A 12873-nucleotide genomic window follows, 5' to 3' on the forward strand; every position below is an offset into this window, starting at 1 on the left:
GCGTCTTTCACCGTGGGCCGTGCGAAGTCGTCGTGTGGGACAGCGGGAGCCGGTCTGCACGACGCATCACCGCCCGCATCGCCCTGCCCGACGTCCCCATCGGACGTCACCGGACGCGGCCCTCAGTAGGGGGCAGCGCTGCTCCCCGCTGGCCCGCCGTCGAAGCTGACGGCTTGCCGTAGAGCGCCGGGCTGCGGAGTACGCGACGTCGGCGGGGAGTCGTCGGGGCGGGCGCGGTGCCTGCATGCGGGGCGCGCCACCGGTCGGCAGAGTCGCCGACGACGCCGGCGCCGGCTTCGCGCCCCGCACACGCCCGCCGCCGACGCCCCAGCGCGTCGGGCCGGTCGGTCTCCGGCTGTCGCGGGTCATGACGTTGCTGACACCACAGACGGGGAGTCCGACGTCTAGTGAGAGCTGCCAGGCTCCAGCGCTCGGCATCGTGCGACCTCGGTCAGGTACTCGCTCATCGCATCACGGTTGCGGATGAGTACGTCGATCCGCTCGGTGAGCCGGTCCCGCTCGGAGGCCAGCAAGGCCAGCATCTCCGGTGTCGCATCGGGAAAGTGGATCGATCGAGGTTTGTCCAGGCACGGAAGGATCTGCTTGATGATGCGAGTGGGGAGCCCCGCATCCAGCAGGCCACGGATCTGGTTGACCCGGTCCACGTAGCGGTCGTCATACTCCCGATACCCGTTCGCGCCCCGGTCGGGGACGATCAGCCCCTGCTCCTCGTAGTAGCGAAGTAGCCGACGGGACGCACCCGTCAGTCGCGACAGTTCACCGATCCTCACACCCGCCGAAACTACTCGGCGCACCTCGGCTTGACCATCACATTTATGTGAACGTTTGAGGATTCGGTCCATGACCACCACGTCTTCTGACCCGCAGCCTTGTACGCGACAGGCCGGCCTGCCGTGGTCGGCGCTGTTGGCACTGGGAACTGCCGTCTTCATCACGAGCTTGACGGAGACCCTGCCTGCCGGTGTGCTGCCTGAGATGTCGGCCTCGCTGGGCACCAGTTCGGGTGCCACCGGCCAGGCCGTCACCGTCTATGCGGCCGGTACGGCGTTGACCGCGATCCCGCTCGCCGCGGCGACGGCATCTGTTCCGCGGAAACCACTGCTGCTCGGCGCCATGGCCGTCTTCCTGGTGGCCAACACGCTGACCGCGGCCGCACCGGGATACATCGTCCTGCTTGCGGGCCGGTTCCTCGCCGGCGTGGCCGCGGGCCTGGCGTGGGCGATCCTCGCTGGTTACTCCCGCCGTATCGCACCTGCCGGCTTGGAAGGGCGCGCCATCGCGGTGGCGATGACCGGGATCCCCGTGGCGTTGTCGTTGGGAGTCCCGGCCGGCACGCTGATCGGTGAACAGGTGGGATGGCGGGCGGCGTTCGGCGCTGTCTCCGTGGTCACTCTTGCCGTCATCGGCTGGATCGGCGTGTCCGTCCCCGGCGTGGGGCGACCCGCCATCGCACAGGCTGACACCAGCCCCTCGGACCCCGCACCAGAAGCAGCGAAGTCGCCCCTGCGGCAGACCCTGGCGGTGCCCGGCGTCACGGCGATCATGGTCACGGTCACGACGTTCGTTCTCGGGCACACGATCATCTACGCCTACATCGCTCCTTACCTACAGGACGCCGGGCTCGGTTCAGCGACCGACGCGGTTCTCCTTGCTTTCGGTGTCGCATGCCTGGTGAGCATCTGGTACGTCGGACGCCATGTCGACCGCCGGCTACGGACGCTGATGGTCACCGGCGCGGTGCTGTTCACTCTCGCCACCGCAGCTCTCGCCGTCACCACGACACACGCGATCGTCTGGGTCGCCGCTGTTCTCTGGGGCCTGGGGTGGGGCGGTGCCCCGACCTTGCTGCAAACCGCAGCCGGACAAGCCGGAATGCGGCGCAGCAGCGCTGCCGCCGACACCGCGCAAGCCGTCCTCGTCACGCTCTGGAATGCCGCGATGGCCCTTGGTGGCATCGTCGGTGGTCTTCTGCTGCAGATTTCGGGCGTCACCGTGGTCGCCGTGTCAGCCGCCGCCCTGGGGGCGGTCAGCCTGCTCGTCGTCGCCGGGGCCCGACACCACGCATTCCGCAACACTCGGGCCACGCCATGACCCACGCACTGAAGGATGTCGGCGTCCGGTCGGACGTTGCCGCACCCGGCCCGTCGCGCAGGGCGCCGCAGAGACGGGCATCTCCAGGGCGACGCATCGCAGCGGGTGTGCCGTGAGTCGGGGGCCCGCGGCCAGGCTCCCCGCGCAATCGGGCATGTACTCCTGCGGATGGCTGATGTGGGAATGCGCCCGGCTTGCTCATTCGTCTGCCGGTTCGCCCGCGGTACGGCCGCGGCGAGCCGGTCGAGAACCACGCCGGGCTCTCGCTGCCGCCGGTCGAGCATGAGCCACTCCGGACCGGTCCGCTCGTCCAGCCATGCGGACATGGCCGCGAACGTCTGGCGGAACTCCTCGGGCGGCTGGTCACACAGACATCGCCCCGTGCGACCTCCTCCACGGACAGCCTGGCAACCGCCCCTCAGGCCTGCGCGTGTCGCTCGTCGCCCTTCCTTGCCGAGAGCCGGGTGTGATCATCTGCGAGGGTGGCGTCGAGAGATGTGGATATGAGGGCGAGCGGACAGGCGGTGCCCGAGCGGTCGGCCCTCCGTGGCGGTGGTGGCCGATGATCGGAACTCCACGGCCGGATTCCCGCCGGCATGCGCTCCGTCGAGGCAGCCGTCGGACTCCTACGCAAGGGGGCGGGCGAACGGCACCGGTCCCGGATAACAACTTCGGCGGCCATGGCCCGTCCGGCGCTCACCCGCTCGTATCCTGTGCGTCCACGGCTGCGGTCATGAAGCATGCTCCCCTCCAGCTAAGCCCGTTCGAAGGACCCCGCATGAGCCAGATGCCCCGCAGCGTCAAGTCCGTTTGCGCCCTGCTCCTCGTCATAGGTGCCGGGAGCCTTCTCCCTGCCCTGTGGTTCGTGGCGGAAGCCGGCACCCTCGGGACCGGCGCCATGGGCGAGCTGATCGTGGGCCTGCTGCTCCTCAAGGTGCTCCCGTTCGGGATGCTGGCCGTGGGTTCGGTGGTCATCGCTGCGCAGTTCGGACACGGCGGCGATCGCGTCCGTATCGGCGCGGTCGTCGTCGGCTCCGTCGTTGCCGGCCTCTGCGCGATCGGTGCGCTGGTCCATGATGGCTCCTGGAGCTTCGGTATCGGAGCCGGATTCCTCGTGATCGTCCTGTTGACCAGTCAGGATGCCAGGGACTGGTTCGGCCGGTGGCCTCGGTGACGAAGCGCACCGAGGGCATGCCGCCGTACGTCGTGGCCTTGTCCACGTCAGTGGAGGCGGCCAGGCGCCGCCGACACGTCAGGTCCGAGCCGAAGCCCAGCTCGACGCAGGGCCGCGCATGCGAATGCGGCAGGGTCCTCGGCCGCCATGCGTGCCGCGCGTTCCGTGGATGACGTGGGCAACTCCGGCGCCGGTGCCTTGCCGAGCCTGCCGCGCCTACGGTCGCGTCGCCGCAGTGTTGCCGCCCGGCACAGCCTGCGCCGGGCGCAGCCTGTCCAGCCAGGAGATCTGTTCCGCTGTGTTCGTCGCGATGTCCGCGGCCAGTTCCTTGGCCTTGTCGGCCTGGCCGTAGGTGCGTTCGCTGGCGCAGAGCATCCGGGACTGGGTGAAGTGGGCGCGCAGCGCGGCGGTGACGATCGTGTCGAACGTCTGCCCGGTCGTGGCGGCTGCCTTCTCGATGGTGGTGAGGCTGACCATGCCGGGCATGTTGTGCCCCTCATGAGGGCGGGTGTCGGGAACGCCTGAGAGTCGCAGCAAGGCGCGCAGGCGTCGCAGGTCCTCGCGCAGTCGTGATCCTGTCTTGGCTGCCATCGCTGTCAGGCCCGGGTCTGTCGTGCGTGAGGGAGCCAGATCGGTCAGGAGCTGTGCACGCTCGTCCATGGGGATCATCAGCTGGATCCATGCGGTGTCGGTGGCGTTGAAGGCCACCGACGGCGATGCGCCGGCTGTCGGCGACGTGCTGGCTGTCGGCTGCGTGGTGCAGCCGACAGCCAGCAGCGCCATGGCCACGGCGCATGCCGACCGCAGGGTCAGAAGGCGCCGGCGGAGTTGCACTTGGCCTTCTGGGTGATGCAGTCCTTCACACGCTGCCCGAGAGCGGTGTTGTCCCAGGCGTTGAAGAAGTCTCCGTGGATGGACGATGCCATGCCCGAGGCAAGCCGGAAACCTGCCGCGCTGCCGCTCGTGGGGTAGCTGATGACGAAGGAGACGTTCGGGATGGCGACGGGGTAGGCGCCGCTGCACTTGCCGTCGTAGGTGAACGCGACGTGCGACTTGTGGTCGGGGCTGTCCAGGTTCTTGCCGTCCCAGCAGTCGGGGAAGACGAGTTGGTGGGTGAGGTGGGCCTTCGGGGCGCAGACCGCCAGTTGCCGTCGGCGCTGCGGCCGATCTCGCCGCCCTCGCCGGCGCACCAGAACTGGCCGGGCGATCCCGCGGGTGTGGGCGTCTGCGCCTTGGCATCGCCTGCGATCATGCGGAAACCCTGGGGGAAGGGCACGGTCGCCGACGGGTCGGGCAGCCGTGAACCGTAGTAGACGATCATGCCCTCGGCCTCGACGGCCTTGCCGCCCTCGTACAGAGTGGGGATCCAGTACGCCGAGAGATCATTGGCCGGGGCGCAACTGGTGGGAGTGTTGGTCAGCAGTGACTCGGTCGTGGAGAACGCGTCGGTGCTCCTGTTGCCGAAGAAGCTGTGCATGTGGGACGCACCGGGAAGCCCCGGCAGGACGATGGGGTCGTCCGGCTTGGAGTGACTGTAGGAGCAGGTGGCGTTGAACTCCGGGACCCGGACCACACCGGGGGGCACCGCGGCCGGCGTCATCGCACGGAACTGCGTCAGCTGGGCGTTCCACTTGGCCTGGTCGACAGGGACCCATCCACTCGCTGCGCTGTCCCCCTCGCCGACGAAGGAGAACCAGTTGATGTTGACGAAGTCGTCGCTCGTCGCGCCGCGCAGCACGGCGAACACCGTCTGCGGCCCGGTGGGATGGGTGGCGACGTCAGTGGCCCGGGTCACCCAGTTCTGCCAGCCGCCGGTCGGTGAGGTCTGCACGACTGCGAGCAGCGGCCCGGTCAGGCTGGTCGTGCGCAACTCCACTGTGCCCGAGCCGGCCGCGGAAGCGATCCGGGCCGAAACGGTCAGGCGGCCGGCCGCGCCCAAGTCGACGTTGTCGAAGCGCATCCAGTCGCCGTTGGCGAGGAACGCCGCGTTCTGACCGCCACCGGTGTCCGCGGTCGCCTCCAACGCGACGCCCGACTGGGCCGCGTAGGACTCGGCCTGGACGGTGACCGTGGCGGCACGGGCCTGCTGAGCCGAGACCGTCAGACTCAGGGCAGCTGCCAGCACGACCGCCAAGGCTCCCGCCAACAGCGTGTACACAGGGATGGGATATCTGCGCATCTCACTTCCTCACGAGCGTCGGATCAAGGGGAACGGAACAGCTGGCTCCTTGTGAGCACAGCGGTGGAGAAGAAGGAGCAGGAGCAGGAGCGTCCCCTGGTCCTGGGTCAGTTGTCCCGGGCCGCCCCGAGGAGGCGGCGGAGCGGCCCGGGAGCTTCGCGGAGCCCGGGGAGGCTACTGATAGACCCGCACGTAGTCGACGAGCATCCTGGACGGGAAGGGTGTGGTGGCGTCTGTCGGGCCCGGCCAGTCCCCTCCCACCGCGAGGTTGAGGATCATGTAGTGCGGGTGGTCGAAGATCCACGGTCCGCGGGTCCGCTCCACCTCGTCCTTGTCGAGGGAGAACACGGTCCGGCCGTCCAGGCTGTACGTGATGCCCTTGCTGTTCCAGTCGGCGGCCCAGGTGTGGAAGTCGTCGGAGAAGTCGGCGTTCCCGGGCAGCGTGTACGGCGAGCCGATCCCGCCTCCGCCGTTGTAGGCCGGTGCGTGGACGGTCGAGTACGCGGTCTTCACGTCCTTGCCGAGGACTTCGACGATGTCGATCTCGCCGTTGTACGGCCAGGGCCGGCCTGTCAGGAAGTCGGCGCCCATCATCCAGAACGCGGGCCACAGGCCGTTGCCCTTGGGCACCTTGATGCGTGCCTCGACCCGCCCGTAGGTGAACTGGAACGTCGCACCGGTGTTCATCCGCGCCGACGTGTACTGGCACGTGCCGCTGCCGCTCAGCGGATCACGCGGGCACGACGATCCGGCGGTGGCCTCCCTGCGCGCTTCCATCACCAGGTGCCCGGAGCCGTCCAGGGCGGCGTTGCGATGATCGGTGTAGTACTCCAGCTCGTTGTTAGGTCCGGTACCCGGATCGGACCTCCACTTCGAGGCATCGGGCTTGGTGTCGGCGGCGCCGTCGAACTCGTCGCTCCACACCAGCCGTGGCGGGTTCGCGGGGTCGCTCGGCAGGGGCGGAGCCGGTATCGGATCACCGCCGGTGCCGTACACCTGGAACTCCCACAGCGAGTAGCCGTAAGGGGTGGCACGCTCGGTGCCGTACATGCGTACGTAGCGGCCGTTGCCGGAGACGGTCAGCGTCTGTTTGAAGCCCGTACCGGTCGTCGTCGAGTAGATCGGCGTCCAGTCGGCTCCGTTCGGCGAGACCTGGATCTGGAAGGACTTGGCATAGGCAGGATCCCACTGCAGGACGACCTTGTTGATGTGCGCCGTCGCGCCGAGATCGACGGCGATCCAGCCCGGATCTGTCCAACCCGTGGTAGCACTCGTCGCCCAGCGTGAAGCCGGATCGCGGTCGAAGGCCCTGGCCGGCGTGCACTCCCAGCAGTTCTGATCGCTCTGCGACGAAGAGGCCGAGCCCGTCCTGCCGTAGGAGAGCAGCCTGTTGGTGTCACCGCCCGGGTCGCCTGCGCCGAAGGCACCGAACACCTGGAACTCCCACAGTGAGTACCCGTAGGAAGTGGCACGCTGGGTGCCGTACAGGCGTACGTAGCGGCCCGTCCCGGCGACAGCCAGGCTCTGGACGCCGCCTGTACCCGTGGCCGTCTCGTGAACGACGGTCCACCTCTGGGCGTCGTTCGACACCTCGATCCTGAACGCCTTGCCGTACGCGGCTTCCCAGTTGAGCGCGACACGGCTGACCTCGGCCGTGGTTCCGAGGTCGATCTGGATCCACTGCGGATCGGCGAACGCGCTGGACCACCGGGTCCCGGCGTCGCCGTCGACGGCGCTGCCGGCGCCGAAGACTCCCTCCGTGCTCGAGGCGACGGCGGTCCTTCCCTGGGAAAGCAACACCTCCGCCGCCTGGGCAGCGGGAACGGGCAGTGCGACGAACGCGAGCAACGAGGCCGCGACGGCCAGAAGTAGTCCGAAGCGACGTAACAGCGTTGGCATGGGCGACTCCTCAGGTGGGGGTGAGGTGAGGGAGCGCTCCCTCATCGGAGAATGGAGGGGTGGGTAAAGGCTGTCAAGGCCCCTGTCACCTCGTAAAAACAGCGCCGAAACCGGCACGTCACTCTCGGGGAGCGATTTCTCGGGAACCTCGCGTCGGGTGGGCACCGCAGTGGTGAGGCAAACGGAGATGGGGTCCCTGGCACCCTCGCGTCGCCCCTGCCTGCAGATACGCTGCTTGCATCGTCACGACGCAGAGCCGGAGGTCGCCCTGATGAGAAACCCCTCCCCGAGCACGAACCCGGGCGGCGGCGCAGGGGACGGACAGGTATGAAGCGCCCCACTCTCGAAGTGGTCGCCGCCCGGGCGGGCGTGTCCAAATCGAGCGTCTCCCGCGTCATCAACGGCGAGACGACGGTTGCCCCCCAGATCCGGGACGTCGTCATGCAAGCCGTACACGAACTGGGCTACGTCCCCAACGGGGCGGCACGCAACCTCGTCACCCGTCGCACGGACACCCTCGCCGTGGTCGTCTCCGACCCGCCCCAGGGAGTCGTCTCCGACGACCCCCTCTTCTCCGCCGTGGTCCGCGCCGTCAGCAGAGAGCTCGAGACCGCCGGAAAGCGGCTCGTGCTCATGCTCGCCGAATCGGACCAGAGCCGAACCAGAGTTGAGCAGTACATCGCCGGCGCGCACGTGGACGGCGTGCTGCTCGTCGCCCTGCACGGCACGGACCCGCTGCCGGCCGCACTGTCCAGGCAGGGCCTGCCGGTCGTCTCCTTCAACCGGACCTCATCACAGGACGTCCCGTACGTGGCCCTGGACAATGCCGGCGGAGCGGCGCTGGCCGTGCGCCACCTCCTGGAACGAGGCCGACGCCGGATCGCCACCATCACCGGACCGCTCGAACTCCACGAGGCACGCGAGCGTCTCGACGGCTACCGCCACACGCTGCGCGACACCGGCCGGCGCTCCATCGTGGCGCTGGGAGACTTCACCAGGGGCTCCGGCGCCGAAGCGATGCGCCAACTCCTGGAGGACGACCCCGACCTCGACGCCGTGTTCGCCGCCAACGACCTGATGGCGATCGGCGCCCTGCGCACACTCCACCAAGCAGGGCGACGCGTCCCCGAAGACGTCGCCGTCGTCGGCTTCGACGACATAGAAGCCGCCTCCTACACCACCCCGTCGCTCACCTCCGTGCGCAGTCCGATGGCCGACCAGGCAACCGCCGCCGTACACCTGCTTCTCAGCCTCATCGACGGCGGTCCCACGGACCCGGTGATCATGCCGAACGAACTCGTCGTCCGCGAGTCAAGCTGACCCTTGACGGCATGGCTTGCCTGGGCTGTCGCCGGCGTCCGAGGTGTCCCGCGCCAGAGATCTGTCGGCAGGCCCGGGCGAGAGCACGTCGTCACGCTCGCCCTGTAAGCCCGTAGCTGCCAGGCTGATCACGCGGGGTGGGTGCGGCATGACGGGGACACGGCGCGGAGGCGACACGGCTCGCGCTTTCGGTCGGCCAGTCCGAGACCGCCGCAGGACGGGTGACCCGACGCGCGCTCCGGAGTCCTCCCGCGTGACTCCGGCAGTCGTATGGTTTGGGGTGATTTATGGTGAAGCAAAGATTATGCCCCTACCGGAGGTGCAATGATGCGCGCCGCGGCAGCGATCGTCTCCCTGGCTGTCAGCGTGGCGCTCATCGTCGCGACATCGGCTTGTGACCAGGGAGGGTCGGAGTCGTCGACCCCTCAGTACGGCGACTGCCCGGTCTCCGGGCATCGCGGTGAGTTTCGCCTGTCACCCGAGACGGCGGGCGCCCTCACGGTCAAGACGACCTTGCCCGCGCCCGGCTGGTGGAACGGCGACACCCCGGACTCCCTCAAGAGCGGCTACGAGTACTGCATGGCCGCCAACATCGCCCACCGGTCCGGACTCGACCGGTTGAAGGTGGAGAACGCCCCCTTTCCGGAGGTCGTGTCCGGCCGGACCACGGACTTCGACCTGGCCCTGGCACAGATCACGATCACTCCGGAACGGAGCGAGGTCGCCGACTTCTCCCCGCCCTACCTCTCCTCGACTCTGGGAGTTCTGATCAGGGACGGTGAGAAGACCGGCGAGGACGACATCCGTGACGTCCGCATCGGAGTGGCCGAGGGCACCACGGGCGAGGAGTTCGTCGAGAAACGCCTCAAGCCGACCAAGCCCGTCACGGCCTTCGCCAACGATCCGGAGATGGTCACGGCGCTGGAGGAGGGACGGATCGACGCGGTCATCCACGACACGACGATTCTGCTGGCGTATCCCCAGAAGCGGGAGAGCCGGGTGCGCCTGGTGGGCCAGTACAGGACCGACCAGGGGTACGGCGCCCTGTACCCGAAGGGGTCACTCAACAAGGACGAGCTGGACCGGATCATCAGGCAGCTGATCGACGACGGAACGCTCACGAAACTGTCGGCCGTCTATCTCGGGGCCGCTTTCGGGCAGGACCCGGCGAAGATCCCGTACTTCACGGCCGATGACGGCTCCTGAACGCTCCGGGCGTGCGCACCCCACCGGGCGACGGTCCGATTTCCGCACCCCAACGGGGTGGCCGTCCGACTTCCGTGCCGCTTCACAGGTCCGCCATCAGGAGACCGCTCAGGTCCCCGGCGGCTCCGGCGTCGAGCGCCTGCTCAGCCCAGATGATCTTGCCTCGGTCGGTGTACCGGGTTCCCCAGCGGCGGGACATTTGCGCGACGAGGAACAGACCACGGCCGCCTTCGTCGGTGAAGGCCGCGCGGCGCAGGTGCGGGGAGGTGCTGGTGCCGTCGGCGACCTCGCAGATCAGGCTGTCGCGGTCGCGCAGCAGCCGCAGGCTGATGGGGCTCGCTCCGTACCGGATGGCGTTCGTCACCAGTTCGCTGAGGATCAGCTCGGTCGTGAAGGCGGTCCCGCCGAGCCCCCAGGATTCCAGCCTTCGGGTGGCTTCGGCGCGGATCCGGGAGACGGCCGCGGGGTCGTCGGGCACCTCCCACTCCTCGATCTGCTCCGGGTCGAGCAGCCGGGTGCGTGCGACGAGCAGGGCGACATCGTCACTCGATCTGGTGCGCAGCATCGCGTCGAGCACCGCCCGGCAGGTGTCGTCGGGATTGGCGCCGTCCGTGTGGGCGAGCGCCTCCCTCAGCATGCCGAGCCCGGTGTCGATGTCACGGCCGCGGGCCTCGACCAGGCCGTCGGTGTAGAGGACCAGCCGACTGTCGGCTGCCAGCCGGAGTACGGCCGTCTCGACCGGTAGACCTCCTCCCACGCCGAGTGGCGGGGCGACGGGGATGTCGGGGAAGGTCACGCAGCCGTCGGGCGAGACCAGCGCGGGACCGGGATGGCCGGCCCGGGCGAGAACACACTGCCCGGAGACCGGATCGTAGACCGCGTACAGGCAGGTGGCACCGGTGACGGCCTCGGTGTCGCCCTCGGCCGCCGCGTCCTCGTCGATCCGGGTGATCAGGTCGTCCAGGTGCGCGAGAAGCTCGTCCGGAGGCAGGTCCAGGGCGGCGAAGTTGTGCACCGCGGTCCTCAGGCGACCCATCGTCGCGGCGGCGTGCAGACCGTGTCCGACGACATCGCCGACCACCAGGGCCACCCGGGCTCCCGGCAGCGGGATGACGTCGTACCAGTCGCCGCCCACCCCCGCCTGGGCGGGCAGGTACCGGTGCCCGACCTGCAGGGCGGACAACTCGGGGAGTGTGCCGGGCAGCAGGCTGCGCTGGAGAGTGACGGCCGTGGTGTGCTCGCGGGTGTATCGACGCGCGTTGTCGATGCACACGGCCGCCCGGGCGGCGAGTTCCTCGGCGGGGGACAGGTCGTCCTGCTCGAAGGGGGCCTGCTCCGAACGCCAGAACTCCACGACCCCCAGCAGCTGACCTCGGGCCTGGAGCGGCACCGAGATCATGGAGTGGATACCGAACTCGATGACCTTCTGGGCCCGCTCCGGGTTCTGGACCCGCCATCCGTCGGCCATGGCGAGGTCCGCCACCAGGACCGGTCGGCCGGTGGTCATGCCGATGGCCACGGGGTTGCCGGGCGCGTAGTGCATACGTCTCCCGGCGGGGTAAAGGGGCACGTCGTCCCGGATGCCCGCGGTGGCGATACGGCGCATTTCCATATTCGCCCCCGTCGGTTCACCGCCTTCCAGCACGGGCTCCACCAGCTCGACGGTGGCGAAGTCGGCGAAGCGTGGGACCGCCACCTCGGTCAGCTCCTCGGCGGTGCGCTTCATGTCGAGGGTGGTACCGATCCGGGTGCTGGCCTCGTAGAGCAGTTGCAGGCGTCCGCCCGCCACGTCCGCCCGGCCCGCGAGGGCGCGCAGCTCCGTGGTGTCCCGCAGGGTGGCCACGCTCCCCGCCTGCAGGCCCACCGGCCGCACGCTGACCGCGAGCAGGATGTCCCCGGCCAGGAAGACCTTGTCCGTGGCCGCCCGGCCCGATCCCAGCAGTTCGGCCAGTGCCGGGTTCAGCCCGAGTTCGGTGACCGGTCTGCCCTCGGCCTCCGGCGGCAGTGCGAGCAGTCGGCGCGCCTCGTCGTTGACCAGCAGCAGCCTTCCGCCGCCGTCCAGGATGATCACGCCTTCTCGGACCGCGTGCAGCACCGCGTCGTGGTGCTCGTACATGCGAGTCATCTCCACCGGCCCCAGACCCTGCGTCTGGCGCCGCAGACGCCCGCTGACCAGTGCCGACCCACCCGCGGCCAGCAGGAGCGCGACCCGCCGGCGGTGAAGATCACCGGCAGTTGGTGCTGCACCACGCTGGTCACCTTGTCCACCGTGACCCCCACGGTGACGAGGCCGACGGCGGTCCCGTTCTCGTCGAAGACGGCCACCGTCGAGTCGACGGCCTTCCCCAGACTGCTGTCGAACGTGTTCTGGTGGGGTTCGCCTTCGAGCGCCTGGCTGTAGGAGGTGGAGACGTGCTTCCCGATCTGGTCCGGGTCCGGGTGGGTCCACCGGAAGCCGTAGGGGCTCAGCGCCACGACGTAGTCGACGCCGGTCTTCCGGCGCACTGCCTCGGCATGTGGCTGGAGTGCCGCCGTCGGGGCGTCGCTCTCCATCGCCTCCGCGGTGCCCGGGGCGTTCGCGAACGACTCGGCCGCGACCAGTGACCGGTCGCCGGCTTCCTGGATCGCGCGGTTGCGGTCCTGGACCACGAGCGCGACCACGGCCGTGGCGATGAGCAGGAGGACGACCACCAGTTGCAGCAGGAAGACCTGACTGGCGACGCTGCGCGGTTTCCGCCACGACAGCAGACGTCGGCCGGCCGAACGGTGACGAGCCTTCGGGCCGGCTTCCGGCGGCCCGGCCTTCGGTGGCACGCGGTCGGCCCGTCGGCTCGCTGGGACATAGCGCCCGAGTTTGCCCATTTTCCCAGTATCAGTGACCGGCCCGGCGGGCGCGGCTCAGGACGGGGCCCGTGCTGGTGCGACGGGGCAGGTGCGCGGCAGGCGGGGGACGTCCGCGCATGGATCCGGCGGCGGACGTGGC

Annotated in this window: 7 protein-coding genes and 2 pseudogenes; 4 read left to right on the plus strand and 5 right to left on the minus strand. The window is 69.3% G+C overall.

Features of this window, described 5'->3' with window-relative positions; translation table 11 throughout:
- Positions 1-404: 404 nt before the first annotated feature.
- Positions 405-791, minus strand: a complete 387-nt coding sequence (locus BM536_RS01190; protein ID WP_073491520.1) for a MerR family transcriptional regulator — start codon at positions 789-791, stop codon at positions 405-407.
- Positions 792-861: 70 nt separating this feature from the next.
- Between BM536_RS01190 and BM536_RS01195 the strand changes: the two genes are divergently transcribed.
- On the plus strand, positions 862-2112 hold the full coding sequence (locus BM536_RS01195; protein WP_073491521.1) for an MFS transporter: 1251 nt from the start codon (positions 862-864) through the stop codon (positions 2110-2112).
- Positions 2113-2890: 778 nt separating this feature from the next.
- On the plus strand, positions 2891-3286 hold the full coding sequence (locus tag BM536_RS01200) for a hypothetical protein (RefSeq protein WP_073491522.1): 396 nt from the start codon (positions 2891-2893) through the stop codon (positions 3284-3286).
- A gap of 216 nt (positions 3287-3502) precedes the next feature.
- On the opposite strand, the gene BM536_RS01205 is transcribed toward BM536_RS01200, so the two are convergent.
- From BM536_RS01205 to BM536_RS01215, 3 genes and pseudogenes are all read right to left on the minus strand, one after another.
- Positions 3503-4069 (minus strand): DUF305 domain-containing protein, encoded by a 567-nt coding sequence (locus BM536_RS01205; protein ID WP_143650732.1) that lies wholly within the window; start codon positions 4067-4069, stop codon positions 3503-3505.
- 26 nt (positions 4070-4095) lie between these two features.
- A pseudogene (locus BM536_RS01210) lies at positions 4096-5465 on the minus strand (DUF1996 domain-containing protein).
- A gap of 174 nt (positions 5466-5639) precedes the next feature.
- Entirely contained in the window at positions 5640-7364 is a 1725-nt protein-coding gene (locus BM536_RS01215; protein WP_073491525.1) for a discoidin domain-containing protein, read from the minus strand.
- A gap of 327 nt (positions 7365-7691) precedes the next feature.
- Here BM536_RS01215 and BM536_RS01220 point away from each other — a divergent pair, with 327 nt between their 5' ends.
- The gene (locus BM536_RS01220; protein ID WP_073491526.1) at positions 7692-8684 is read left to right on the plus strand and encodes a LacI family DNA-binding transcriptional regulator; all 993 of its coding nucleotides are present in this window, start codon (positions 7692-7694) and stop codon (positions 8682-8684) included.
- A 327-nt stretch (positions 8685-9011) separates the two neighbouring features.
- Positions 9012-9890, plus strand: a complete 879-nt coding sequence (locus BM536_RS01225; RefSeq protein ID WP_245873212.1) for an ABC transporter substrate-binding protein — start codon at positions 9012-9014, stop codon at positions 9888-9890.
- An 82-nt stretch (positions 9891-9972) separates the two neighbouring features.
- Here BM536_RS01225 and BM536_RS01230 read toward each other — a convergent pair.
- Positions 9973-12752 (minus strand): annotated as a pseudogene (locus BM536_RS01230) (SpoIIE family protein phosphatase).
- Positions 12753-12873 lie beyond the last annotated feature (121 nt).

The sequence above is a fragment of the Streptomyces phaeoluteigriseus genome, assembly GCF_001896135.2.
Classification (GTDB): domain Bacteria; phylum Actinomycetota; class Actinomycetes; order Streptomycetales; family Streptomycetaceae; genus Streptomyces; species Streptomyces phaeoluteigriseus.